The sequence below is a fragment of the Nocardiopsis sp. M1B1 genome, assembly GCF_052466615.1.
The window spans coordinates 1,155,448-1,180,801 of record NZ_CP196194.1; the positions used below are offsets into that span (position 1 = coordinate 1,155,448).

The 25,354-nt window shown below is 73.7% G+C and carries 21 protein-coding genes; 8 read left to right on the forward strand and 13 right to left on the reverse strand.

The window, feature by feature from the left end; all coding sequences use genetic code 11:
• The first annotated feature begins 44 nt into the window (after positions 1 to 44).
• Positions 45 to 2,105, forward strand: a complete 2,061-nt coding sequence (locus tag ACSTA4_RS05190) for a hypothetical protein (protein ID WP_444962601.1) — start codon at positions 45 to 47, stop codon at positions 2,103 to 2,105.
• On the opposite strand, the gene ACSTA4_RS05195 is transcribed toward ACSTA4_RS05190, so the two are convergent.
• Positions 2,102 to 3,421, reverse strand: a complete 1,320-nt coding sequence (locus tag ACSTA4_RS05195; protein ID WP_444962602.1) for an acyltransferase family protein — start codon at positions 3,419 to 3,421, stop codon at positions 2,102 to 2,104. The two genes, ACSTA4_RS05190 and ACSTA4_RS05195, sit on opposite strands and share 4 nt — an antisense overlap.
• Positions 3,422 to 3,592: 171 nt before the next feature.
• Here ACSTA4_RS05195 and ACSTA4_RS05200 point away from each other — a divergent pair, with 171 nt between their 5' ends.
• The 4 genes from ACSTA4_RS05200 to ACSTA4_RS05215 all read left to right on the forward strand — a co-directional run bounded on the left by ACSTA4_RS05200 (position 3,593) and on the right by ACSTA4_RS05215 (position 7,989).
• Complete coding sequence (locus ACSTA4_RS05200; RefSeq protein ID WP_444962603.1) at positions 3,593 to 4,516, forward strand: DUF3068 domain-containing protein; 924 nt, start codon at positions 3,593 to 3,595, stop codon at positions 4,514 to 4,516.
• A gap of 72 nt (positions 4,517 to 4,588) precedes the next feature.
• Positions 4,589 to 5,566, forward strand: a complete 978-nt coding sequence (locus ACSTA4_RS05205) for a decaprenyl-phosphate phosphoribosyltransferase (protein WP_444962604.1) — start codon at positions 4,589 to 4,591, stop codon at positions 5,564 to 5,566.
• The gene (locus ACSTA4_RS05210; RefSeq protein WP_444962605.1) at positions 5,563 to 6,930 is read left to right on the forward strand and encodes an FAD-binding protein; all 1,368 of its coding nucleotides are present in this window, start codon (positions 5,563 to 5,565) and stop codon (positions 6,928 to 6,930) included. Before ACSTA4_RS05205 ends, ACSTA4_RS05210 begins: the two co-directional genes overlap by 4 nt.
• 306 nt (positions 6,931 to 7,236) lie before the next feature.
• Positions 7,237 to 7,989, forward strand: coding sequence for an SDR family NAD(P)-dependent oxidoreductase (locus ACSTA4_RS05215; protein WP_248773661.1), 753 nt, complete (start codon positions 7,237 to 7,239; stop codon positions 7,987 to 7,989).
• A gap of 215 nt (positions 7,990 to 8,204) precedes the next feature.
• On the opposite strand, the gene ACSTA4_RS05220 is transcribed toward ACSTA4_RS05215, so the two are convergent.
• The 7 genes from ACSTA4_RS05220 to ACSTA4_RS05250 all read right to left on the reverse strand — a co-directional run bounded on the left by ACSTA4_RS05220 (position 8,205) and on the right by ACSTA4_RS05250 (position 16,068).
• Positions 8,205 to 9,638, reverse strand: coding sequence for an MFS transporter (locus ACSTA4_RS05220; protein ID WP_444962606.1), 1,434 nt, complete (start codon positions 9,636 to 9,638; stop codon positions 8,205 to 8,207).
• The gene (locus tag ACSTA4_RS05225) at positions 9,635 to 10,696 is read right to left on the reverse strand and encodes an oxygenase MpaB family protein (protein WP_444962607.1); all 1,062 of its coding nucleotides are present in this window, start codon (positions 10,694 to 10,696) and stop codon (positions 9,635 to 9,637) included. The genes ACSTA4_RS05220 and ACSTA4_RS05225 overlap by 4 nt, the downstream gene beginning before the upstream one ends.
• 65 nt (positions 10,697 to 10,761) lie before the next feature.
• A complete protein-coding gene (locus ACSTA4_RS05230) occupies positions 10,762 to 11,772 on the reverse strand; it encodes an oxygenase MpaB family protein (protein ID WP_444962608.1) in 1,011 nt (336 codons plus the stop codon).
• A 235-nt stretch (positions 11,773 to 12,007) separates the two neighbouring features.
• Positions 12,008 to 12,589, reverse strand: a complete 582-nt coding sequence (locus tag ACSTA4_RS05235; RefSeq protein WP_212641355.1) for a GTP-binding protein — start codon at positions 12,587 to 12,589, stop codon at positions 12,008 to 12,010.
• A complete protein-coding gene (locus tag ACSTA4_RS05240; RefSeq protein WP_212641354.1) occupies positions 12,570 to 13,013 on the reverse strand; it encodes a DUF742 domain-containing protein in 444 nt (147 codons plus the stop codon). Before ACSTA4_RS05240 ends, ACSTA4_RS05235 begins: the two co-directional genes overlap by 20 nt.
• An 8-nt stretch (positions 13,014 to 13,021) precedes the next feature.
• A complete protein-coding gene (locus tag ACSTA4_RS05245) occupies positions 13,022 to 13,477 on the reverse strand; it encodes a roadblock/LC7 domain-containing protein (protein ID WP_013151333.1) in 456 nt (151 codons plus the stop codon).
• 2 nt (positions 13,478 to 13,479) lie between these two features.
• Positions 13,480 to 16,068: a nitrate- and nitrite sensing domain-containing protein gene (locus tag ACSTA4_RS05250; RefSeq protein ID WP_444962609.1), complete on the reverse strand. Its 2,589-nt coding sequence runs from the start codon at positions 16,066 to 16,068 to the stop codon at positions 13,480 to 13,482.
• Positions 16,069 to 16,541: 473 nt separating this feature from the next.
• Here ACSTA4_RS05250 and ACSTA4_RS05255 point away from each other — a divergent pair, with 473 nt between their 5' ends.
• Positions 16,542 to 17,642, forward strand: a complete 1,101-nt coding sequence (locus ACSTA4_RS05255; protein ID WP_444962610.1) for an antibiotic resistance protein VanZ — start codon at positions 16,542 to 16,544, stop codon at positions 17,640 to 17,642.
• Here the strand turns inward: ACSTA4_RS05255 and ACSTA4_RS05260 are convergent.
• The 4 genes from ACSTA4_RS05260 to ACSTA4_RS05275 are packed head-to-tail and all read right to left on the reverse strand — an operon-like array spanning position 17,605 to position 21,676.
• Entirely contained in the window at positions 17,605 to 18,000 is a 396-nt protein-coding gene (locus ACSTA4_RS05260; protein WP_013151336.1) for a DUF3592 domain-containing protein, read from the reverse strand. The genes ACSTA4_RS05255 and ACSTA4_RS05260 overlap by 38 nt on opposite strands.
• A gap of 16 nt (positions 18,001 to 18,016) precedes the next feature.
• Positions 18,017 to 18,682 carry a TetR/AcrR family transcriptional regulator gene (locus ACSTA4_RS05265; protein ID WP_444962611.1) on the reverse strand — a complete coding sequence of 222 codons (666 nt, stop codon included), beginning with the start codon at positions 18,680 to 18,682 and terminating at the stop codon, positions 18,017 to 18,019.
• A 50-nt stretch (positions 18,683 to 18,732) separates the two neighbouring features.
• Positions 18,733 to 20,841, reverse strand: coding sequence for a YhgE/Pip family protein (locus ACSTA4_RS05270; RefSeq protein WP_444962612.1), 2,109 nt, complete (start codon positions 20,839 to 20,841; stop codon positions 18,733 to 18,735).
• A complete protein-coding gene (locus ACSTA4_RS05275) occupies positions 20,828 to 21,676 on the reverse strand; it encodes an ATP-binding cassette domain-containing protein (RefSeq protein ID WP_444962613.1) in 849 nt (282 codons plus the stop codon). Before ACSTA4_RS05275 ends, ACSTA4_RS05270 begins: the two co-directional genes overlap by 14 nt.
• 201 nt (positions 21,677 to 21,877) lie before the next feature.
• On the opposite strand from ACSTA4_RS05275, the gene ACSTA4_RS05280 reads away from it, so the two are divergent.
• Entirely contained in the window at positions 21,878 to 22,654 is a 777-nt protein-coding gene (locus ACSTA4_RS05280) for an endonuclease V (RefSeq protein WP_444962614.1), read from the forward strand.
• A gap of 78 nt (positions 22,655 to 22,732) precedes the next feature.
• Here the strand turns inward: ACSTA4_RS05280 and ACSTA4_RS05285 are convergent, their stop codons facing one another.
• On the reverse strand, positions 22,733 to 24,172 hold the full coding sequence (locus tag ACSTA4_RS05285; RefSeq protein WP_444962615.1) for a GuaB1 family IMP dehydrogenase-related protein: 1,440 nt from the start codon (positions 24,170 to 24,172) through the stop codon (positions 22,733 to 22,735).
• Between the two features lie 225 nt (positions 24,173 to 24,397).
• Here ACSTA4_RS05285 and ACSTA4_RS05290 point away from each other — a divergent pair, with 225 nt between their 5' ends.
• Positions 24,398 to 25,348 carry a CDP-alcohol phosphatidyltransferase family protein gene (locus tag ACSTA4_RS05290; protein ID WP_444962616.1) on the forward strand — a complete coding sequence of 317 codons (951 nt, stop codon included), beginning with the start codon at positions 24,398 to 24,400 and terminating at the stop codon, positions 25,346 to 25,348.
• Positions 25,349 to 25,354: the final 6 nt, after the last annotated feature.

Genomic DNA, 25,354 nt, shown 5'->3' on the forward strand with positions numbered 1-25,354 from the left:
GCACCCCTTCTCCGGATCGGCCAACTACGGCGGGAGAGATGCCGATGCCGCCTGTTCCCCCCACCGCGCGCGGGCACGACGGTCCGGGCGCCGAAGCAGCGCGGCCCGGCCCGGTCGGGGCACCCAGGGTACGCCGCCCCGTCCGGGAACCCCGCGGGAAGGGCCCCGGCCCGGACGGGACGCTCCGCGCCGCGTGGGCCGCCGCCCGCCGCCTGGCCCGCGACCGGCTGGTCCTGGTGGGACTGCTGGTGGTGCTGGGGGCAGTGGGACTGCGGGTCTATGTGCTGGGCGAGTCCTACTTCGTGGAGGACGACTACCTCTTCTTCGCCAACGCCCACGCCAGCGATCTGGGGCCGGACTACCTGCTCACCCTGCACAAGGGCCACCTGATGCCCGGGGCGCTGTTCCTGGTCTACCTCCAGACCGCCCTGTGGCCCTACGAGTGGTGGGTCAGCGCGGGCACCATGCTCGCCCTCCAGGCCGCCGCGCTGGTGGGGTTCCTGCGCCTGGTGTGGGAGCTGTTCGGCCGCCGCTGGGCGCTGCTGGTCCCGCTGACCGTGTACGCGCTGGCCCCGCTGACCGTGCCCGTGCTGGGCTGGTGGTCGGCGGCGCTCAACGCGGTCCCCCTCCAGCTGGCCCTGGTGCTCGCCGTGCTGTGGACCGTGCGCTACCTGCGCACGGACGACCACCGGCTGGCCTGGCGGGCGGGCGGCGCCGTCGTGTTCGGCATGCTGTTCACGGTCAAGGCGATGTTCCTGCCGCCGGTGCTGTTCGCCGTGGCCGTCGCCCACCTCTACCCCGGCGGACTCGTCGCCGGGGCCCGGCGGGCGTGGGCCCTGCACCGGCCGTTCTGGACGGCGATGGGTGCGCTGTTCGCCGCCTACGCGGCGTTCTACCTGGTGCGGATGCGCGCGGCCGGTGGCGGGGAGGGCGCGGGCGTGCCCCAGAGCGAGCCCGCCCTGACGATGCTGCGCGGGCTGCTCACCGAGGTGTTCCCGGTCGGCGCCCTGGGCGGACCCCTGGAGTGGGGCCCGGTCACCCCGACCGGCGGCCTGGTCGACGTGCCGGGCGTGACCGTGCTGGCCGCCTGGGCGGTCTTCGCCGTGATCGTGCTGGTCAGCCTGCGGATGCGGCGCGGGGCGTGGCGGGCCTGGGCGCTGCTGCTGGCCTACCTGGTGGTCGTGGACGTCATCCCGACGATCATCGCGCGCGGCCGGTTCCAGGACGTGGCCGCCGCCGACCCCCGGTACGTGGCGGACGCGGCTCTGGTGTTCGCCCTGTGCCTGGCCCTGGCCTACCTGCCCACCAGGGAGGAGCGGGCGCGCGCCCTGGTCGGCGGGGCCTCGGCGGCCCCGGCCGACGGGGAGCCCTACCGCGTGCGACCCCGGCGCGCCGCCCGGGTCGCGGCCGCGCTGGCGACGGCGGTGTACGCGGTGGCCGCCGGGTACTCCACCCACGCCTACGCCCAGACCCTGAGCGGCGACCGCCTCCAGTGGTACCTGGACACGGTGCGCACGGCGCTGGCGGACGTCCCGGAGGAGGGCGGCCTGTACGCGCGCCCGGTTCCCGAGGACGTGGTCCTGGAGTGGAACGGCCAGCGCCGCCTGAGCTCCTGGGTGCTGCCGCCGCTGGCGTCGGACGGCGTGGCCGAGCGGATGGCCGTGCCCGAGGAGGCCGCCACCGCGTACGTGTTCAACGACGCCGGGTTCCTGGTCCCGGCGCGGCCCTCCGACGACAGCGACATGTTCGCCCCCGGGCCCGCGGACGAGTGCCTGGAGCCCTGGGAGGGGCTGGTGTCCTGGCCGGTGGAGGCGCACGGCGGCGTCGCCCAGGTCGTCACGCTCGGCTACACGGCAGAGGAGGACGTCGGCGTGGTGGTGGCGCTGGGCGACGACTGGATCGAGGTCGAGCTGCCCGCCGCGGAGGAGAACGGCACCTGGTACGTGCCCGCGGGCGCACCCGGCGAGCAACTGTCGGTGTTCGTGCCCGAGGACCCCGAGGACCGGGGCGGGCTGTGCCTGAACTGGGTGTCGGTGGGCGGCATGGCGCCGACGGTGGAGGGCAACCCGTGGGCGCCCGAGGAGGACGACCGGGCTGGGAGCTAGGCGGAGGACCGCCCGCGGGAGAGGCGGTGGGACCAGCGGCGGCTGGGCTCCTCCACCCACCGGTGACTCGCGGCGGCCAGCAGCACGGTCCCGATCGTCACCGGCACCGCGTCCAGCCAGAACGACCCGGTGAAGATCTCCTGGCCGGTGAAGTCGCGCCAGAGGTAGAGCACCATGAACTGCCACAGGAACACGCCGTAGGAGATCCGCCCCAGGAACTGGCACACCCGGTGCCGCAGCAGCGAGTCCAGCCACCGGCCCCCGCGCCAGGCCCGCGCCTCCCGCAGCGGCAGGGGAGGCCCCGCCGGGCGCGGCGCCAGCGCGCACGGGGCGATCAGGAAGAACGCGAACCCGATCCCGGCCAGCGAGTCCACGGCCGAGGTCCAGATGTCGCCGGAGCCGATGAAGCGCCCGCCGGAGGCCTCGGTGGCCTTCAGGGCGAAGAAACCGCCCGCGACCAGCCAGCACACTCCGGGGGAGGAGCCCAGGGTCCGGCACAGGCGGCGCACCGGGCCGTCGGCGCCGGGTTCGCGCCAGGCCCACTCCGAGAGCACGGCCAATGCCATACCGGCGGCGAACAGGCCCGCGGCCCGGGGCAGCCAGGCGTGCATGTACTCGCGGGGCTCGGGATAGAACTGCGGGACCAGCGCGGCCAGACCCAGCAGCGCCATGACCCCCAGCCCCGCGAGCAGCCGCCGGCCTCGCGCGTCCACGCTCCGGCCGCCGCGCGCCCACAGGGCCAGGACCAGACCGAACAGCGGGAGCAGCAGGTAGAAGCTGACCTCCACCGAAAGGCTCCACATCTGGCCGAGGCCGTAGGGGCCGGTGCCCACCCACGGCGGGTCGGTGTTGAAGGGGAAGGTGAGGGTCAGGACCTCCCACCAGTACCGGAGCGAGCCGAGTTCGTCCCGGGAGTAGACGAGCAGCGCCGCCACGGCCACCAGCCAGTAGGCGGGCAGGACCCGCACGGCGCGGCGCCACAGGTAGGGGCGGGCGCGCGGCCCGCGCGTCCCGTCCAGGGCCGCGCGGGCCCAGGGCCGGTACAGCAGCACGCCCGAGAGCGCGAAGAACAGCGGCACGGCCACGTCGAAGGCGGACAGCAGGCCGCCCAGCACCCCCGGCGCCAGGGAGTCGCCGGTCTCGGTGGCCACGTGGAACACCAGGACCATCAGGGCGGCCAGGGCGCGGACGCCGTCGAGGGCCTCGTGGCGGCCGTCGACCTGCGGCAGCAGCAGCGAGGGGTCGGGGGTGCGCGCGTCGGCGGAGTGGGCACCGGCGGCGGAGTCCCCGGGCGCGGAGGAGGAGGTGGGCGCCATGGGCCTTCCAGGACGGGGAAAGGGCAGAACGTGTAGCACTAGAACGCGTTATAAAAATTTCGACACGCCCTGGTGACGTCGTTCGCTACTGGGCAGTACTCTACCCGGAACTGAACCTAGTTCCACTAGACCCAGTTCCAGATCTGGACTCTCATACGCCCAGGAGGGCACATGCGCCGTACCGTTGCGGTCGTTCTCGTCGCGTTTGGGGTCTTCTTCCTCGCCTTTGCCCCCATGATGCGCACGTGGCTGTCGAGTTCCCTGATGAAGACTCCTCTGGACTACTACAGTGAAACGGTCCTCGAGGCCGACGGGGCCACCTACTTCAACATCGAGGACGTCGAGCTCGTCGAGGACGCCACCCTGGAGGCGCGTTCGACCATCCGTGCGGACGTGGCCTCCAGCACCGACGAGACGGTGGTGTGGGACCAGTTCACCTGGGTCAGGGACGCCGAGACCGACTTCGGCATCACCTCCAGCAGCCGCCGCGCCGGGCACGACCGCGTCACCGGGGAGGCGGTCGACTGCTGCGACTCCATGGTCAACGACGAGTCCGTCGCCCAGAGCGGCCAGGCCTGGAAGTTCCCCTTCTTCACCGAGCAGCGCGACTACGACTTCTACGAGACCACCGCGCGGGAGGTCGTCCCCATGGAGTTCCAGGGGACCGAGGAGGTCGGGGGCGTCGAGGCCTACAAGTTCGTCCAGGAGGTCGAGGACGAGGTCATCGGCGAGCGCACCCTGCCCCGCTCGGTGGCCGGGATGGAGGGCGAGGGCGACGTCACCGGCGACGAGGTCTTCTCCATCACCCGCACCTACTGGATCGAGCCCGTCACCGGCTCCCCCCTCAAGATCGGCGAGGACCAGAACCGCGTCGTCGTCGTGGACGGCGAGGAGGTCCTGACGCTGTTCGACGCCGAACTCGTCTCCAACGACGAGTCCGTCCAGAACGCGGTCGCCAACTCCGAGCAGGGACGCACCGTGCTGCCCCTCCTCCAGACCACCCTGCCCGTCGTCTGCCTCGTCGCCGGTGTCGGGTTCATCGGCGTCGCGGTCGTCCTGTTCGTCACGGGCCGCCGTCGTGACCACCACCACTGACCCCCGCACCCGTCCCTCGCCGACGCTCCCGACCGGGCGCGTCGGCGTGCGGCCCGGCACCCCCCGGCCGCGGTGACGGAGAGGACGCGGGCCACGGGACCGGCGGCGGCCGGGGCTGCGCGCGGCGACGGGGGGACGCTCGGCGCGCTGGTCCGCGCGTGCCGCCCCCGGCAGTGGCTCAAGAACCTCCTCGTCCTGGCCGCGCCCGCCGCGGCCGGGGCCCTGACGCAGACCGGGGCGCTGCTGACCAGCGCCGCGGTGTTCGCCCTGTTCTGCGCGGCCGCCAGCGGCACCTACCTGCTCAACGACGTCCACGACGCCCGACGCGACCGCGCGCACCCGCGCAAGCGCCACCGCCCGGTGGCCTCCGGCGCGCTCCCCGTCCCCGTGGCCGTCGCGGTCGGGACCGCGCTCAGCGCCGCCGCGCCGCTGGTCTCCCTGGCGCTGGGCGATCCCGCGCTGTCCGCGCTGGTCGCCGGGTACGTGCTGCTCACGCTCGTCTACACCCGCTACCTGCGGGACCTGGTGGTGTGCGACCTGGTCGCGGTCGCGGCCTGCCACGTGCTGCGCGCGGTGGCGGGCGGGGTGGCCGTCGGCGTGCCGCTGACCTCGTGGTTCGTGATCGTGGTGTCGCTGGCCGCGCTGTTGGTGGTGGTCGGCAAGCGCGAGGCGGAACTGCGTGCGACCGGCGTGTCCGGCGCCGGGGCCGCCGCGCCCGGCGACGCCCCCGGGGAACCTGCCGCCGAGGCGGCCGCGGTCCGGCCCGTCCTGCGCGGCTACAGCACCGCCTACCTCTCCCAGACCCGCACCATGGCCTCGGGCGCCATGATCGTCACCTACTGCCTGTGGGCGCTGGAACCGGGCGACGGACCCAGGACGCTCTTCCACGCGCTGAGTATCGTGCCGTTCATCATGTTCGTCCTGCGCTACAACCTGCTCGTGGACCGGGGCGTGGGGGAGGAGCCCGAGGAGATCGCCCTGCGCGACCGGCCCCTCCAGCTCATCCTCTGCGGGCTCGCGGTCCTGGTCGCGGCGGGGATCCACCTGTGAACCGGCAGCCGGATCGGCCGACCCTCCTGCACGGGTGGGGGCGCACCGCGCCCACGGCCGCCCGCGTCGTGCGCCCCCGCACGCCCGCCCAGGTCGCCGAGGCGCTCGCCCGGGCGGGGGAGCGCGGGGCGCTGCCGCGCGGGCTCGGCCGCTCCTACGGCGACGCCGCCCAGGACGCCGGGGGCCTGGTGCTGGACTGCACCGGGCTCACCGGCCCCGTGCGCGTGGACGCCGAGCGCGGCGAGGTCACCGCCCCCGCGGGCACCAGCGTGGACGCCCTGCTCGCCCGCCTGCTGCCCCGCGGCCTCTTCGTCCCCGTCACCCCCGGGACCCGCCGCGTGACCCTGGGCGGGGCGGTCGCCGCCGACGTCCACGGCAAGAACCACCACACCGACTCCTCCCTGGGCGCGCACCTGCGCTCCCTCACCCTGGTCACCCCGGACGGGCTCACGCGCCGCCTGGGACCGGAACCCGGCGGCGACCCCGACCTGTTCTGGGCGACCGTCGGCGGCATGGGCCTGACCGGGGTGGTCACCGAGGCCACCCTGGGCGTGATCCCGGTCCGGACCGCGTACATGCGGGTGGACGCCGACCGGACGCCGGACCTGGAGGCCACCCTGGAGCTGATGGCGCGCCCCGGCCACCGGTACTCGGTGGCCTGGCTGGACCTGTTCGCCCGCGGGCGCGGCCTGGGCCGGGGCGTGGTCACCCGCGCCCACCACGCCGAGCCCGGCGACCTCCCGAGACCGCTGCGCCGCGACCCGCTGCGGTACCGGAGCACGAGCCTGCCCGTGCCGCCCCTGACCCCGCCGACGGCCACCCTGAACCGGTGGACCGTCGGCGCGTTCAACGCGCTCGAACACGGCCGCGCGCCCGGGAGGCGGCGCGGCCGGATCCAGGCGGTGGGCGGCTACTTCCACCCGCTGGACGCGCTCGACGGGTGGAACCGGCTGTACGGCAGGCACGGCGCCGTGCAGTACCAGTTCGTGGTGCCCTTCGGCGCGGAGGACGTCCTGGCGTGGATCGCCGGGGAGCTGTCGCGCAGGCGCGCGCCCTCCTTCCTGGCGGTCCTCAAGAGGATGGGGCGGCCCACGCCGGGACCGCTCTCCTTCCCCCGGCCGGGGTGGTCGCTGGCCGTGGACCTGCCCGCCGACCTGCCCGGACTCGGCCCCCTGCTGCACCGCTTCGACGAGCGCGTGGTCGGCGCGGGGGGCCGCCTGTACCTGGCCAAGGACAGCCGTGCCAGCCCCGAGGCCGTGCACGCCATGTACCCCGGTCTGCCCGCGTGGCGCCGGGTGCGCGAGCGGGCCGACCCGGACGGGGTCCTGGTCTCGGACCTGGCCCGCCGACTGCGGCTGTTGTGACAGCGCGGCCCCTCGGTGGCACGATGACGGCCGTCCAGGACCTCTTCTTCGAACGAGCCTCAGCGCGAGAGGGGTCGTTCGGGCGCCCACGGGGTTCTGGAGGTGGCGGAGGTGAGACTGCGAGGGACGAGCCGTCTCACCGGAGGCACCACTGCGCTCCTTCAACCCGATTCCCGTTCTCCGGGCGCTCGAACACAAGAAGGACCGCGCCGTAGGCGTCCGTTGAGGGTGGTGGCGGGCGACGGGGGGACGAAGCGAAGCGGAGGCCCAAAAGAAACACGAACTTCCGGAAAGGCAGGGACAGCCGTGCGCGACTCGGTGGGAGCGGTGCGGAGCGTGCTGCTGCTCGGCGGCCGCAGCGAGATCGGCCTGGCCATCGTCGAACGGCTGGTCCGCGAGGGCGCCCGCGAGGTGGTGCTGGCCGCCCGGGGCGGGGTGCCCTCCCCGCCGGGCGCACTCACCGCGCTCGGGGCGCGGACGCACTCGGTGGACTTCGACGCCGGTCTGCCCGACACCCACACCGGCACCGTCGCGGCCGCGGTGGAGCTGGTGGGCGATCTGGACGTGGTGGTGGACGCGTTCGGTGTGCTGGGTGAGCAGTCCGAGTACGAGGCCGACCCGGCCGCCGCCGCCCGCGCCGCCGCCGTCAACTACACCGGGCACGTGTCCGCCGACCTGGCCGTGGCCGCCCGTCTGCGCGAGCAGGGCCACGGGACGCTCGTGGTGCTCTCCTCCGTGGCGGGGGTGCGGGTGCGCAGGTTCAACTTCGTGTACGGGTCGGCGAAGGCGGGCCTGGACGGCTTCGCGCAGGGCCTGGCCGACTCCCTGCACGGGACCGGCGCGCGGGTGCTGGTGGTGCGGCCGGGCTACGTGCCGACGCGGATGTCGGCGCACGTGGCGCCCGCCCCCTTCCCGGCCACGCCGGGCCAGGTCGCGGACGCGGTGTCGGCCGGGCTGCGCTCGGGGGCCACCACGGTGTGGGCGCCGCGCGTGCTCCAGCCTCTCTTCGCGGGGATGCGGCTGCTCCCGCGCCCGCTGTGGCGCCGCCTGAATCGCTGAGGCCGGGCGGGTGCCGGGAGCGGACCGGCGGCGGGCCCCGCGCCGGTCGCCGCTCGGGGAGCGGGCGCGGCAAACTCGTTCTGCTTCCCTGAGGCGGCTGGCGGGGCGCTCGTGCCCCGCCACCGAGGCCGGGGACCAGCTGCCACACCGGCCACGCCTCCGGTCAGCGGGGCCCGTAGATCCGTAGGAACGCGCGGACTGTCGAGTACACGACCTCACGCCTCTCGACGCGGGCCCGCCTCCTCGGCGGTCAGCCGGTAGAACGCCAGCGGCACCAGGCAGCACAGCATCACCGCGGCGGGCACCAGCGTGCTGCCGACCAGCATGCCGCGCAGCGCCTCGTCGCTCTGCCGGACCGCCTCCCCGGCCCCGGACTCCACGTAGCCGCTCACCGCCAGGGCCAGTGACAGCAGCCCGGTTCCCACCGACTGCGCCATGGCCTCCCCGGCGGTCCACACGCCCGAGAGCACGCCGCCCTGCCGCCGCCCGGAGGCGTCGGCGGTGGCCAGGCAGTCGGCCAGCATCGACCACGGCAGCAGCGTCGTCCCGGACAGGCCCACGCCCACCAGCACGGAGGACAGCACGGCGCCGGGCAGGCCCCAGAGCGGGATGAGCAGCAGGCCCAGACCGCCCAGGGCGAACACCGCCGCCGCGTACCCGGCGGCGCGGCGCTTGTCCACCCGCAGGGACAACCGCCGCCACAGCGGGGCCGACGCGATCAGCGGCACCAGCACGCACACCATGAGCAGGCTCGTGTAGCCCGGCTCGCCCATGACGTTGGCCGTCACGTACGGCACGCCCGCGACCATGGTGCCGCCCGCCGTGGCCATCAGGAGGTTGGCGGGGAAGAGCACCCGGAAGTGCCGGTGGGCGAAGGCCACCCGCAGCTGGGCCGCCAGTCCCTCCGTGCGGTGCGCGAACACCGGGCGCGGCGCCCGGCGCGTGCCCACCACCGAGCCCAGCATCGACACCAGCACCACACAGCCCATGAGCAGGCCCATCAGCCGGTACCCGGCCACGGGGTCCGCGGGGATCGACTGGACGACCGGCGCCAGGGCCCCGCCCAGCATCAGGGCGAGCCCGACGAACGCGGTCCGCCACGTGTTGAACGTGGACCGCTCGTGGTAGTCGGAGGTGATCTCCCCGGGCATGGCCGTGTGCGGCACCTGGAACACCGACGAGGCCAGCGCGGCGGCCACGAACACGCCCGCCACGTACAGCGCGGCGGGGCCGCCCTCCAGCGGCGGCCCGGCGAACATCGCGGCGAACAGCACCGGCAGGGTCAGCGCCCCCGCCAGCATCCACGGGCGCCGCGGCCCCCACGGCGAACGCGTCCTATCCGACCAGATCCCGATATACGGACTGACCAGAAGGTCGACCACCTTGGGCAGGAGCACCACCGCCCCGGCCAGGGCGGGGCTCACCGCGAGCGTGTCGGTCAGGTAGATGAGGAGCAGCAGCCCGGGCACCGTGTTGAAGATCCCCGTGGCCACCGCGCCGCTGCCGTACCAGGCGTGCACGGAACGGGGCAGCGGAGCGCCCGGCCCGCCGACCGTGCCGCGGGCGGCGCCCTCCGGCGCGGCCGTCCCGGACGAGGCCCCTCCCACCGCGGCGCCCCCGGACGCCGCGGAGTCGGCCGCGGCGGTCACACGCGCCCGTCCGCGGAGGCCTCGGCGGCGGCCGCCGGAGCCTCCCGGGTCCGCGCGGCCGGGGAGGGCTCCGCGGTTTCCGGCGCCGCGGAGGGCCGTGCCGCCTCCGGGGCCTCCCGGCCCTCGGGAGCAGCGCCGCCCGTCCCGCCGCCCTCGCCGTACAGCTCCTCGTGCGCCACCGGGTCCACGTCGTGCGCCACGGGGCAGCCCGCCGGGAAGGTGCCGATCCGGTTGACGTCGTACCCCTCGGGGTAGCTGCGGATGTTCGGGTTGTCCTCCGCCCACAGCGGCACCTCGCGCGGCTTCATCCGGCGCACCACCAGGGCCCGCAGCCTCAGCGCCAGGTGCGCCGCCAGCCGCCACGCCCTGCTGGGCGGCTCGTAGCGGAAGGTCTCGATGAGCGACTCGTCCAGGATCGCCATGGAGAACTTCCGGGCCGGCCCGGACACGCGCCGCGGGTAGAAGGACACCATCAGGTCGAGGGTGGCGTCGGAGACGGCCCGGCCGCCCTCGGTGTAGGCGAAGTGCTCGCGCTCGTAGGAGTCGAGGAGCTCCCGGAACTGTGCGTAGCTCTCGGGGATGTCCTTGATCCCCATGTACCGGCCGAGCCTGCGGTAGTAGTGCGTGATCGCCGAGATCTCGTGCTCGCTCAGCCTGCGCCAGCCGTAGCCGTGGTCGTTGATCCAGCGCACCGGCATGACCACGAACGTGCTGAGCACGTAGCGGTAGTCGTCGTTGCTGATGTCGTAGGAGCGGTGCATCTGGTTCATCCGGCGCAGCGCGTCGCGGCCCCGACCGGGCTCGAACCCGTACCGCATCATGTTGTTGAGGATCAGCGCGGTGTCGTCGTAGCGCTTCTGGGTGCTGCCGGTGAACTCGTCGGTCCGGCCCAGGAGTCCGCCGATGCTGGGCACGGCGTAGGTGCGGTACAGGGCGATGCCCAGCGCCCGCCCCATGTCCCAGGGGAACTCCTGGGAGTTGAGGATCTGCATGATCCGTACGCAGTCGGCCTCGTGGTCCAGGTGGTGGATCTCGTCTCTGAGGTCGAAACGCTTCATCTGCGGTTTCCTTCGGGGAGAGGGGGTCGGTCGGGCAGGGGAGAGGGGATCGGGGCCGGGGGCCGCTACCTCTGCGCGTCCTCCTCGGAGGCCGGCGCGGACGCCTCCCCGGCGGGCCCCTCGGACGCCTCCCCGCCCGCGGGTGCGACCGCCTGGTCCGGCGCGGGCACGCGGGCGCCCGTGGCGGCGACCTCGCGGGTCACCATGCCGTGCGGGACCGGGCAGCCCTGGGGGAAGGTGCCGATCCGGGACGGTTCGTAGCCCCGGGGGTAACTGCGGATGTTGGGGCTCATCCTGGCCCAGCGCGGCTCCCGGCGCGGCGGCATCAGGCGCACCACCCGGGCTCGCAGCCTCAGCGCGCCCGCGCTCAGCCGCCGCCAGGCGGCCGAGGGCTCGGGGTAGTCGAAGGCCTGGATGAGCCGGTCGTCGAGCAGGGCCTTGGTGAAGGGGCGCACCAGGGGCCGCTGCCAGGCCGGGTAGAGGTCCACCATGAGCCCCAGGGTGGCGTCGGAGACGGCCCGGCCGCCCTCGGTGTAGGCGAAGTGCTCGCGCTCGTAGGAGTCGAAGAGTTCGAGGAACCCGGCGTAGTCCTCGGGGATGTCCTTGATCCCCATGTGCCTGCCGAGCTTGCGGTAGTAGTTGGTGTTGGCGGCGATCTCGTGGTCGCTCAGCCTGCGCCAGCCGTAGCCGTGGTCGTTGATCCAGCGCACCGGCATGACTACGAAGGTGCTCAGGACGTAGCGGTAGTCGTCGTTGCTGATGTCGTAGGAGCGGTGCATCTGGTTCATGCGGCGCAGCGCGTCGCGGCCGCGGCCCGGACCGAATCCGTGCTCCATGATGTCGTTGAGGATCAGCGCCGTGTCGTCGTAGCGGTGCTGCGTGCGCTCGGTGAACTCGCGCGTGTGCGCCAGCAGCTCGCCGACGCTGGGCACGGCGTAGGTGCGGTACAGGGCCAGGCCCAGGGCTTGTTCGATGTCCCATGGGAACTCGTGGCTGCCGAGGATGCGCACGATCTGCTCACAGTCGTCCTCGGCGTCCAGGGCATGGATCCGGTCGCGCCACTCGAACCGCTTCATTGGCAACTCCAGTCACCTTCGTGCGGGCCCGCTCGGACGGGGCCATGGTCTGCGGGTGTGGCACGCCCGCGGCGCTCCACGGGGCGCACTTTACCTGGAAGCCCCTTGTGTACACCGGCTCCGGGTCTCCGAGCGTGTCCGCAACCCGGCGGGGCGTCCGAAACCCCGGGTTCGTCCCCGGCTGACGACACGAGAGGGGCGGGGGACCGGCCCCCGCCCCTCTCCCGGAACGGACTCAGGCGGCCATCCGCTCGGCCACCCGGTTCACCAGCGTCACCAGCACCGCCTTGGCCGACTCGCGCTCACGCGCGTCGCACAGCACGACGGGGATCGCGGGGTCCAGGCTCAGCGCGGCGCGGACCTCCTCGGGCTCGTACCGGTGGGCGCCCTCGAAGCAGTTCACCGCCACCACGAACGGCACGCCGCGCCGCTCGAAGAAGTCCACAGCGGCGAAGCACGTCTCCAGGCGGCGGGTGTCGGCGATGACCACCGCGCCCAGCGCCCCCTCGGACAGCTCCTCCCACATGAACCAGAACCGCTCCTGGCCCGGCGTCCCGAACAGGTACAGCACCAGGTGTTCGTTGATGGTGATGCGGCCGAAGTCCAGCGCCACGGTCGTGGTCGTCTTGGCCTCCACGCCCGACAAGTCGTCGATCCCGTAGCTGGCCTCGGTCATCACCTCCTCGGTGCTCAGCGGAGCGATCTCGCTGACCGATCCGACCATCGTGGTCTTACCGGCCCCGAAACCCCCCGCCACGAGGATCTTGAGCGCCGCCGGAACGGGCGCCTGCGTGTCGTCAGAGTCGCTGGATGCCATCGAGAACCGCCTGGAGTACGTCCCGGCTGACCGGGCTCTTCGCTGTGTAGGGGGCGCGGGCCAAGGCGAGGCCGCGGTTGAGCAGGTCGCTGAGCAGGACCTTGACGACGGCCACCGGGATGTCCAGGTGCGCGGACACCTCGGCGACTGACAGGGGCCGCCGGCACAGCTCCAGGATGCGTATCTGCTCCGGCTCCAGCGCCATCTCGTCGACCTCGGCCCGCTTGGCCGCGATCACGACGCTGATCATGTCCAGCTGCACGGTGTCGGCGTGGTCGCGCCCCTGCGCGATCACGTACGGCCGTACCAGCGGCCCGGCGTCCTGCTGTCCGACCGCGGCGCCCTCGTCGTACCCGCCGACCGCGTCCCTCTGGGGCAGGCCGTGCGGATCCTCCTCGGGCGGCAACTCGTTGTGCGCTTGCATGGCGTCCCCTATCGCGTGGCTTCCCCGGAAGCGCCCTCGCGTCTGGGCGCGGCGTCCAGATAACGGCCCACCTGCTCAACCAGCACGTTCATCTCGTAGGCGATGAGGCCGACGTCGGCGCTCTCCTCGGCCAGGACCGCCAGGCACGCCCCCCGGCCGGCGCCGGTGACGAACAGGTACGCGCTCTCCATCTCCACGACGGTCTGGAGCACCTCGCCCCCGCCGAAGTGGCGGCCGGTGCCCCGGGCCAGGCTCTGGAACGCGGACGCCACCGCGGACAGGTGCTCGGCGTCCTCCTTGACCAGCTCACGGGAGCGGCCGATCAGCAGCCCGTCGGCGGAGAGCACGATCGCGTGGCGGGAGCCCACCGCGCGGTCGAGCAGCTCGTCCAGCAGCCAGTCGATGTCCTTCTTGCCCGCGCCGCTTCCACTGTCACGCTGGGCGCTTTCGGGAGTACTCGTCACGGTTACGCGTCCTTGTCGGTGTCGTTGGTCTGCTGCTTGCCTTCGCGCCGTCCGCGGTCCGTACCCTTCTGGAACGCGGACATGTTCCGGCGCAGGCGCGCCAGACGCTCCTGGCCGTCCTGGGCCCCGTTCGGGGAGGACGCGCCCACCGTCGCGGGGCCGCTCCGGGTGTCGGCCGCGGGGTCGGCGGCCAGCTGCGGAGCCAGGTTCTCCTGGGGCCGCCGCTTGGGCAGCGGCGGTCGTCCCCCGCCCGCCTCGACCATGGCGGGCGGTTCGGCGTCGGCGGAGGGTTCGGGGTCGGGGACCGCGCTGACGGACGGGGTCCGGGTGGGCAGCGGCGTCCGGGTGGGCAGCGCGGGGCGGTCGCCGTCCGCGTCGAGGAGGTCCGCGCCGCCAGCCGGGGCCTCAGCGGCCTCGGCGGTCCCGGAGCCCTCCCCCTCGCTCCCGGCGGGGTCCGCGGAGTCCTCGTCCTCCCGGGCGGGGGCCTCCTCCTTCGGTGCGGACACCGAGGTCAGCACGGGCTTGACGCGCCTGCCGGACGACAGCTCGCCGCCGGGCGTGCGGTCCAGGATCTCGCGCACGTCCCATACCTGCTCGCCGCTCTCGTCGGAGGGCAGCGGGGAGCGGTCGCCGGAGATCAGCTCGTGCGGCAGCAGGACGATGGCCTGCACGCCCCCGTACGGCGACGGGCGCAGGTGCACGCGGATGCCGTGGCGGTGGGCCAGGTGCGAGACCACGAACAGGCCGAGGCGCATCTTCTCGTTGAGGCGCATCACGTCGAACTCGGGCGGGCTGGACAGCAGCGCGTTCGCCGAGGCGAACTCGCTCTCGGTCATGCCCAGGCCCCGGTCCTCGATCTCGACCGTCACGCCGTTGGGCACGTCCTCGCTGCTCAGGCGCACGTGGGTGTGCGGCGGGGAGAACATCGCCGCGTTGTCGACCAGCTCGGCGACCAGGTGGATGACGTCGGCCACGGCCGGGCCGTTGAGGTGCACGCGGGCGATCCGCTCGCGCTTGACGCGGGTGTAGTCGCCCGACTCGGAGATGGCGCCGCGCAGCACGTCGATCAGCGGCATGGGGCGGTGCCAGGTGCGGCCCGGCGCCTCGCCGCCCAGGATGAGCAGGTTCTCGGCGTTGCGCCGGGAGCGGGTCGCCAGGTGGTCGAGCTTGAACAGCTGGGCCAGCTGCTCGGGGTCCTCCTGCTCGCGCTCCATCCGGTCCAGCAGGCGCAGCTGGCGGTGGACCAGCGTCTGGCTGCGGTGCGCGATGTTCAGGAACACGCGGTTGACGCCCTGGCGCAGCTCGGTCTGCTGCACCGCCGCGTTGACGGCCGCGCGCTGGGCGGTGTTGAACGCCCTGGCCACGTCGCCGAGTTCGTCGTCGCTGGCGGCCAGCGCGGGCAGGGCCGCCTCGGTGTCCACGCGCTCGCCCTCGTGCAGGCGGCGCATGAGGTCGGGCAGACGGTTCTCCGACAGGTCGTTGGAGTCGTCGCGCAGGCGCAGCAGGCGCTCGGTGAGCACGTTGGAGGAGCGGCGGGCCAGCACGAAGGCGAACCCGATGACGGCGGCGACGCCGAGGCTGCCCGCCACGGCGACGAACAGGGCCCGGTTGGCCTCGGCGCGGGTGACGTCCGCGGCGTACAGGGCCTCGTCGGCGCCGATCGCGGTGAGCTCGGACAGGACGTGGTCGTAGGCGTCGTCCCACGCGGCGTAGTCCACCGGCATGGACAGGTCCTGGACCTCGCTGGGCACCAGGGTCACCGGGTCGGTGACCGTCTCGGTGGTCACCTGGCGGTCGACGATCTCGTCCTGCATGCGCTGGAGGTCGGCGTACTCCTGGCTCGCCAGCAGGTTCTCCAGCCGGGCCTCCTGGCCCTCGCCCTCCAGGTAGTGGCCGTTGGCGGCGAGCATGCTCTCGTAGGAGCCGACCAGCTCCGTGAACCGGCGCTGGTCCTCCAGAGTCAGCTCGTCGGTGGCGAAGGCGCGGGCGATCTGGGCGTCGGACTGCGCGAACAGGTCGACCGTGCGGAACATGTAGGTCGCGGTGAAGCTCGGGTTGACCGCGCTGTTCCCGTCGCTGCCCGCGCGGGTCTGGCTGTCGAAGCTGTCGGCGCCGTGCAGGATCAGCTCGTTGTAGTAGTCCAGGACGTCGGTGCGGGAGGCCTCTCCCGCGTCCACCGCCGCGCGGATCGCGTCGATCTCGCCGTACTGCGCGTGCAGCATCTCGATGTGGTGGCCGCTCTCGCCGGGGGCGATGTCGGCGAAGCCGACGAGCTCGCCCACGATCGCGCCCAGGGAGTCGTCGGTGCTCTCGCGGGCCTCGGCCAGCTGGCCCTCGATCTCCGCGTCCCCCGGGTTCTCGATGCGGGCGATCGTCTGCGTCCGCTCCCGCATCACGTCCACGAGGCCGATCGCCGCCGGGGCGACCAGGTCGTCGGTGGCGCTGGCGCGGAGGCGCTGGACGACCGCGTCCCCGGCCAGGGCCACGGTCAGGGCCAGCCAGAGCACCACCAGGGCGGTGGTGGGAATCATGACCATTGCGCGGATGCGGGAGGTGATGCTCCGACCGCGTCGCTCGGGTACTGCCTGCACGGTTCTCCTGTCGATCCGCGTCCGGGGGTCTTGTGGGGGTGGGGGCCGCTGGGGGAGTCGGCGCGTCCCGGTCCGCCTGTGCGCGGTCCCGTGTCCTGCGGGCTGTGTCCGTGGGGGGTTCTCGACACGGGACGTACCGCAGGGTAACCACAAACGCGGCATTTCGGCGTGGGGGATCGTACCTCGCCGGTGAAACGCTGAAATATCCGGGTGGTGGGGGCAGTCTGCCATGGGAGACGAGAATGTCCACCTCTCGGGTGGGCGGTAGGGGTGTTTCCTCCTGTGAAGCCTTGTGACAATAGGGCAAAGGTCACATATGGCGGAGAGTATGGCAAGTCCTGCTCCGGGTGACCGGATCCGCCCTCCCCGGACCCGGCCGCCGCCGCGAATGTCCGCGTTCGACCCGCGCTCCGGCGTCGCGCGTACTAGCGTTGCGTGCCGAAGACGGGACACCGCGTGACGGGAGGATGCGCATGGGCCAGCCGCTGGGCGGGGGACCGCTCGCCGTGGAGGCCGCGGTCGCGGGGGTTCCGCTGCTGGTGGTCTGCGCGGCGGCGCTCTACCTGCGCCTGCAGTACCGCCGCTACGGCCGTCCGCACGGCTGGCCGGGCCTGTGCACCGCGGCCGCCCTGGCCACGGGCGTCGGCCTGGCGGCGTACGCGGTCTGGCCACTGCCCGCCTCCGCCGACGGCCTGTGCGCGGACCCCCTCGGCGGCGGCCGGTCCGGCCGGGAACTCCTGCCCGGGCCCGGGGAGTCCGGGGTCCTCGCCCTGTTCCTGGCGGTCGGGCTGCTGGCCCGGCACCGCTTCCGCCGAGGCGCCGCGCTCACCGTGCTGCTGGGCGCGGCCCTGGCCGCGGCCGTGGTCACCGTCCGCGCCACCGGACTCCTTGGCCTGTACCCGTGCGCCTACGCCGGTTCCCCGGCGGGGCTCGTGGCCTGGGGTGCGGCCGCGACCCTGCTCGGCTGGCTGCTCGCACGGTGGGCGCTCCCGCCCGGGTACGCCCGCGGCTGGCCCGCGGCCGTCGCGGACCGCGCCGTGCCCGGCCCGGTGCGCAGGCTCACCGGGGCTATGCTCGACCTGGGCCTGTGGTGGTTCGGCGCGGCCGCCCTCGCCCTCTGCGCGCAGGCGCTCGGCGCCTCGGGGCCGGGAACCGGGGCGCGCACGGCCGCCCTGCTGTGCCTGGGCGGGGCCCTGGCCCTGGTCCCCGCTCTGACGCGCCGCGACCGCGCCACCCCCGGCGCCGCCTCGGTGCGGTTGGCGCTGTGCGAACGCGGGTACCCGGCCCCGGCGGCCCGCCGGCGGGTCCTGGCGCGCACCTGCCTGCTCCAGGGCCCCGTCGTCGTCCTCGTGGCCCTGGACCTGCCCTGGTACGCGCTCGCGGTGGCCGCGGCGCACGCCGGCAGCGCCCTGGTCCGGCCCGACGGCGCGGGCGTGGCCGACCTGCTGTGCGGGGTGCGCGTGCGCACCCGCGCCACCCTGGACGGCGCCCTGCCCTCGCGCCTGGTCCGCTACTCCGCCCCGCGCGAGGAGTCCGTCAGCGCCAGGCCAGGTAGCCCAGCAGCAGCCCCGTGAACACCAGGATCGCGCCCAGGCCGCCGAACAGCACCCGCACGTAGTGCGACAGCCAGGGCGCGGACACGATCCGGGCCCGCTCGGGCGTGTCGGGGTCGTAGGCGACGGTCACGATCTCCCCGGCGCGGGAGGCCGTCCACCCGGTGTTCTCGTGCTCGGCGTGCACCTCGTGCCCGTCCTCGGTACGGAACTGCACGATCATCCGGGAGGCCGTGGAGGTCTCGTGGTAGCCGATCACGCGTGCCTTGGCGCGCATCCCGTGGCGGCGCAGCCGCAGTTCCAGGCGCGTGTCACGTGTGACCGCCCAGAGCATGACCACCCCGGCCAGGAGCGGGATCAGGGGGTAGAGGGTGGCCATCGCGCGGTACGTCCTCTCAGGTGTCCGTGGTGCTCGTACGGTCGGGGGAGGCGGCGGGGCCGACCAGGCCGCCGACCATGCGGGCCAGCGCCGTGTGGACCTCCTCGACGGGACGCCCGGGCTGGAGCGTGCGCCAGTCCAGTGCCACCGTCACCACCATGCCGAACAGGGCGGACCCGGCCAGGCCGGTGTCCAGGTCCGGTCGCAGCGACCCTTCCGAGGCCAGGTCGTCCAGCAGGCCGGTGATGACCCCGATCGCCTCGGTGCGGATCTGGAGGACCGTGGCGTACCAGGCCCGGTTGGTCCGCCAGGCCTCCGCCATGAGCAGGCGGGCCAGGGACTCGTGCTCGCCGATGAACTCCACCCCGGCGCGCAGCACGGCGGCGAGCGCCTCGCGGGGGGCGGCGCCGGCCCCGGGAGGGGGCACCGCGCCCTTGAGCGTGTCGGCCAGCCGGGTCACGCCCCACTCCATCAGCGCCGCGTACAGTTCGCCCTTGCCGCCGAAGTTGTAGTAGACGGTGCCCTTGGCCACCCCGGCGCGCTCGGCGATCTCGTCCACGGTCGTCGCGCCGTACCCCTGCTCGGAGATCAGCGTGACCGCGGCCTCGAACAGGCGCCGCCGGGTGGCCTCGCGGCGGCCGCTCACGGGGTGGTCGGACGTGCTCGCACTCATCCGTTCCATTCTCGCCCATACTCGTACAGGACGCGCCATGTCCGTCACCCCGGCCCGCGTCACAGCTTCAGCGCCGGGTGGAGCGCGCCCATCGTCCACACGCGCTTGCGTTCCACCGTCCACCAGGTGAGCAGCAAAGGCACCACCAGCCACAGCGCCATCACCCCGAACGCCGTCCGGACCAGGTCCGGGTCACCGCCGCCGATCATGTGGCGCAGCGCGGTCACGCCCCAGTGCAGCGGCAGGAACGGCCCCACGGCCTGGAAGAAGGCCGGGCTGGTCTCGATCGGGTACGTTCCGCCCGCCGAGGTCAGCTGGAGCACCAGCAGCGCCAGCGCCACCACCCGCCCCGCCGCGCCGAAGGCCACGTTCAGGTACTGCACCGTCGCGGCGAACGCGGCGGCGGTCAGCACCAGGAAGGCGATCAGCAGCGGCCAGTTCCCCGCCTCCAGGCCCAGCAGCAGGTGCAGGGCGGCCATCATGACCAGCACCTGGCCGACGCCGAGCAGGAGCGGGGCGACCCGCCCGGCCAGCGCCACCCGCCAGGAGGGGGCCGAGGAGGCCAGGGCCCGCGAGGACAGCGCGGGCAGCACCATGAACACCACCATCGCGCCCACCCACAGCGACAGCGGCACGAAGAACGGCGTGAACCCCGTCCCGTAGTCGGGCGCCTCGTTGGAGACGGCGCTGTCCAGCCGCACCGGACGGCTCATCGTCGAGGAGGCGTCGTCGCGCCCCTGCTCGGAGTAGGTGGGAACCTGGTCCGCGCCCTCGTCGAGCCCCCGGGCGAGCTCGTCGGAGCCCGAGGCCAGCTCCTCCAGGCCCGAGTGCAGCTCGTCGGCGCCGCCGCTGAGCTCGCCCAGCCCCTCGTCGAGGTCACCGGCGCCGTCGGCGGACTCCGCCAGCCCGTCGCGCAGCAGCGCGGACCCCTCGGCCAGCTCGGCCAGGCCCTCGTCCAGCTCGTCGGCCCGCTCCCGGGCGTCCTCCGCCTTCTCCACCATCGAGGGAAGGTCCTCCGAGAGCGCGGCGGCCTCCGCGCTCAGCGCGGCCGCGTCCTCGGCGGTCGCGGTGATCGCGTCGCGGTTGTCCTCGACGAACCCGGCCGCCGACTCAGCGGTGTCCACGGCCGCCTGGAGGTCGCACAGCAGGGTGTACAGGTCGGGGTCCTCGGTCTCCAGCCCGGGGTGTTCTCCCAGGTAGGACGCCAGACGCTCGTCCACCTCCTCCAGGGCCCCGGTGTCGACCTCCGGCAGCTCCTCCAGGGCCGCGGACAGGGCCGCGGTGACCTCGGCGGCGTTCCCGGCGTGCTCCTGGAGGGAGGGGATGTCCTCCTCCAGCCGGGGCAGCCACTCGTCGGCCAGTGCGTCGAGCTTGTCCACCTGGGCCGAGACCTCCTCGGAGGCGGTCGCGGCTCCGTCGGCCAGATCCTGCGAACCGGAGTACAGCTGGTCGAGGCCGCCGCTGAGCTCCCCGGCGCCCGTGTGCGCCTCGCCCACGCCCCCGGACAGTTCCGAGGACCCCTCCTCGGCCTCGTCCGCGCCGCCGGACAGCTCGTCGGCCCCCTCGGCGGCCTCCTCGGTCCTGCCGTGGATCTCGTTGAACCCGAGGAAGATCTGGTCCAGGTAGCCGTTGATCGCCGACGCCGCGGCGGCCTCCTGGATCTCGCGGAACGCGCTTCCGGCCAGCTGGCGGACGATGAAGCTGTTGGAGTCGTTGTAGTGCGCCTCCAGGGTCGCCGGGGTGGGGGACTCCCGGTCGCGGGAGGGGGAGGTCAGGTCGGCGCTGAAGTCGGAGGGGATGGTCAGGGAGACGTAGTAGGTGCCGTCGGCGACACCGCGCGCGGCCTCCCGGGCGCTCACCGGGTGCCAGTCCAGGTCCCCCCGCTCCAGGAGGGTGTCGGTGAGCTCACCCCCGGCGTCGACCTCGCGGCCTCCGGCCTCGACCGGTTCGTCCTCGTTGACGAGGGCGACCGGCAGGCGCTCCATCCGGCCGAAGGGGTCCCAGAACGACCACAGGTACATCCCCGAGTAGAGCAGGGGGATGAGCAGGAGGGCGGCCAGCGCGGCGGCGGGCAGCGGCGAGCGCAGGAAGGAGCGCACGGTCAGCAGCCCGAGCCGGGGCACCGCCAGGGGGCGCGCGATCGGGCGCGAACGCCTACGCCGGGCCACGGTCCCCGCCCTCCTTCCGGCCGCCGCGCAGGATGTCCAGGCCGACGTGGCGGCGGTGCCGCCCGCGGAGCCCGGCGGCGCCCGGCCCCACGGCGGACGCGCCGCCCGCGGAGCCCGCGCCTGCGGTTGCGGAGGCGGACGGCTCCCCGGCGGCGGAGCCGGACGGGTCGCCCGCGTCCTGGCGCAGCGGGATCGGCCCCTGGGTGTCCGGCCCGGCCACCCCGGCCAGCTCGCCGGAGTCGGCGCAGGTGGCGACCACCGTCAGCCCGTCGTCCGCCAGCGCCTTGAGGGTGCGCCACAGGTCGGCCTGATGCCCGGGTTCCAGGCCGCCGTCGACGTCGTCGACGGCCAGCAGCCGGGGTTCGGCCAGCAGGGCCAGGGCCAGCCCGAGACGGCGCCGTTCGACCATGGACAGCTCCCGCACCAGTGACCGGCGGTCCAGCCCGCCCAGCCCCGCGGCCTCCATGGCCTCATCGGCCAGGCTCCGCGCGGCGGGGCGCATGCGCAGCAGCAGCCCCTCGGACAGGTGCTCGCGGACCCGGAGCCGCTCGTCCAGGGGGTTGACCTCGTCCATCAGCCCGAGCGAGCTGATCCGGCGGACCCGGCGCGCGTGCCGGGGCAGGGCGTGGCCGTCCACGTACAGCGTTCCCTCCGAGGGGCGCATCCGGCCGGTCAGGGTGAGCAGCAGGGCGCTGCGCCCGCCCCCGGAGTCGGCCCGGAAGACGGTGAGCGTGCCCGGCCGGGCCGTGAACCCCACGCCCGTGTACACGGGGCCCTCCCGGGTGGCGAGCCCGACGCCCTCGGCCTGTACACGAGCTCCGGTCGCCCGTCTCATCCCTCGGCCCCCTTCCGTTTTTGAACTGACCAGTCAGTGCAAAACTGCGGAAACCACCGTACAGCGCGCATACGCCTCCTCCGGGCACCGGGAGCTGTGGAGTGTCGCACAGCGCCGCCGCCCTCCCCCGTGCACCGCGCGCGACCGGGTAGTGGGATTGGATGGGAGGACGCGTACCACCGAACGAACGGGAGGATCGGGATGTCGGAGATCTCCGAGCGGGTCGCGAGGGTCCTGGACGACCCGGAGAACTGGCCCAGCGACCCCAAGGAGGCCGTCGCGCTCCAGCGCGGGCTCGCCGACCGGGTCCGCGTGGAGCCGTTGGACGTGGACGCGGTGCGGCTGGTGGCCGGGCTGGACGTCAGCTACGCCACGGACAACACGGCGCTCTCCGCGGCGGCCGTGGTCATGGACGTGCGGACCCTGGAGGTGGTCGAGTCCGTCGCCATCTCCTCGGAGCCGTCCTTCCCCTACATCTCGGGGCTGTTCGGGTTCCGCGAGTCCCCGCCGGTCCTGGAGGCGCTGGGGCAGCTCAAGGTGACCCCGGACGTGTACCTGTGCGACGGCTTCGGCCTGGCGCACCCCCGCCGCTTCGGGGTCGCCTGCCACCTGGGGGTGCTCCTGGACCTGCCGGTGGTGGGGTCGGCCAAGTCGGTGCTGTTCGGCAGGCACAGCGTGCCCGGTGAGGAACGGGGGTCGTGGACGCCCATGGTGGCCGGGCGCTCGGAGGTGGTCCCCGACTCCTTCGCGCTGGCCGACCAGGGCAAGGAGGTGATCGGACGCGTGCTGCGCACCCGCAGGGGGGTCAAGCCCGTCTACGTGTCCGTCGGCCACCGGGTGGACCTGGAGGGCGCGGCCGAGCTGGTGCTGCGGCTCTCGCCCAAGTACCGCGTGCCCGAGCCGGTCCGGCACGCCGACAAGCTCTGCGGCGAGCACCGCAAGGCGGTACTCGCCGCGAAGGAGGGCCGGACCGACTGACCCGGGCGGGGACACCGGACCCCTGGTTTCCCGCGCCCGGAGCCCCGGCCGAGCCCGCGAGGGCGCGGAAACACAGCCCTACCAGCTGGTGGGAACCGGGCGCCCCTCGTTGTACCCGGCGGCGCTCTGCACGCCCACCACGGCGCGCTCGTGGAACTCCGCCAGCGAGGAGGCGCCCGCGTAGGTCATCGAGCTGCGCACACCGGCGACGATCTGGTCGATCAGGTCCTCCACGCCGGGGCGCTCCGGGTCCAGGTACATCCGGCCCGTGGAGATGCCCTCCTCGAACAGCGCCTTGCGGGCCCGCTCGAACGGGGAGTCCTCGGCGGTGCGCAGCCGGACCGCGCGGGCCGACGCCATGCCGAAGCTCTCCTTGTACTGCCTGCCCTCGGCGTCGCGCATGACGTCGCCCGGCGACTCGTAGGTGCCCGCGAACCACGAGCCCACCATCACGTTGGACGCGCCCGCGGCCAGGGCGAGGGCCACGTCGCGCGGGTGGCGCACGCCGCCGTCCGCCCACACGTGCCCGCCCAGCTCGCGCGCCGCCTCGGCGCACTCCAGCACGGCGGAGAACTGGGGGCGGCCCACGGCGGTCATCATGCGGGTCGTGCACATCGCGCCCGGGCCCACACCGACCTTGACGATGTCGGCGCCCGCCTCGATCAGCTCGCGCGTGCCCTTGGCGGTGACGATGTTGCCCGCCACGATCGGCACCCGCGGCGACAGCGCGCGCACCTTGGAGACCGCGCTCAGCATCTTCTCCTGGTGGCCGTGCGCGGTGTCGATGACCAGGGTGTCCACCCCGGCCTCCAGCAGCTCGGCGGCCTTGCCCGCCACGTCGCCGTTGATGCCGACGGCCGCGGCCACGCGCAGGCGGTCGTCCGCGTCCACGGCGGGCGTGTACAGGGTGGAGCGCAGCGCGCCCGTGCGGGTCAGCACGCCCACCAGGGCGCCGTTCCCGTCCACGACCGGGGCCAGCCGGTGGCGGAAGTCGTGCAGCATCCCGAACGCCTCGCGCGGCTCGGTGCCCGCCGGGATGGTCATCAGCTCGGTGGACATCACGTCGCGCAGCTGAGCGAAGCGGTCCGTTCCGGCGCAGTCGGCCTCGGTGACCACGCCGACGGGCCTGCGCTCCCCGTCCACCACGATCACGGCGTTGTGCGCGCGCTTGGGCAGCAGGTTGAGCGCCTCGCCGACCGTGCTGGACGGGTTGAGCGTGATGGCGGTGTCGTACACCAGGTGCCGCTGCTTGGTCCAGGAGACGACGTCGGAGACCACGTCGAGGGGGATGTCCTGCGGGATGACCGCGACACCGCCGCGCCTGGCGACGGTCTCGGCCATCCTGCGCCCGGCGACCGCGGTCATGTTCGCCACGACCAGCGGGATCGTGGTGCCGGTGCCGTCCGGCGACGACAGGTCCACGCTGAGCCGGGAGCCCACGGAGCTCCGGTTGGGGACCATGAACACGTCGCTGTAGGTCAGGTCCTGCTGGGGTGCCTGGTCGTTGAGAAAACGCAATGCCTCTACCTCGGTCGAGACCGAAGGGGGTGGACCATCCGCCGCATGCCGCGCGCGGCCGCCTGTTGATCCCCCTCTTACCGGTCAAGTATGCCGTCACGAATTAGGTCGGTCGACCTCCGATCTGGCATGATGACCCGGATCCCCGCCGACACAGCCTTTCCCCGCCCCTGCCAGCGCTTCGTCGGGCGCCGGGGCCCGGATGGGCGTTCCTGGAGAGCCCGCATGCCGCGTTTCACTTTCGCGCAAGTCAAGGAAGAGACCTACAAGGCGAAGGACGCCTGGTGGACGGTCTTCCTGGTGGACCCCCTGGCCGGACGCCTCGTCGTCTGGACCGCGAACCGCACTAACATCACGCCCAACCAGCTGACGCTGGGGGCGGGGGTCTTCGGCCTGCTCTCCATGCTGTGCTTCGTCGCGCCGGTCCTCGTGCCGGGCGCCGAGAGCTGGAACTGGGCCTGGCTGCTGGCGGGCGGACTGCTCTTCCACCTCAGCTTCGTGCTGGACTGCATGGACGGCAAGATCGCCCGGCTCAAGGGCACCGGCACGGTCTTCGGCAGCTGGGTAGACTTCGTCTTCGACCGCATCCGCTTCTTCGGCTGCGTGATGGCGCTGCTGATCGGCCAGTGGCTGCTCACCGGCCATGAGGTCTACCTGATCGCGGCGCCGGTGGTGGTCTTCTTCGACCTGCTGCGCTACCTCAACGGCCCCCAGGTCGCCAAGACCCGCCGGACCATGAACCAGACCCTCGCCGAGCTGACCGGGGACACCGAACGGCTCGCCGCAGCCCAGCGCGAGGCCGACCCCGAGGACGAGGACATGGGGGAGACCCCGGCCCGCCCGGGCACCCCCGCCCCGACCGGCCTCTACCCGCGCGTGCGCGACCGGCTCCTGCGCCACCGGGTGCGCCCGCACCTGTTCAGCGGCATCGAGTTCGAGATGTTCCTGTGCGTGGTGGCCCCGGTGACCGCGCTGGTCTCCCTCTTCACCCCGCTCAACAGCCTGATCATCCCCGTCGCGGTGTTCTCCGTCCTGGCGCTGGCCTTCTTCGAGGTGGTCCTGGTGCTGCGGCTGTGGAAGGACACGAACAGGTTCGAGGCGCGCCGCCGCCAGCTGCTGGCCTCGGGCGCCGTCCCCGGCGCCCCCGCGGCCCCGCATCCGACCAGCGGGAGCTGAGCCGGC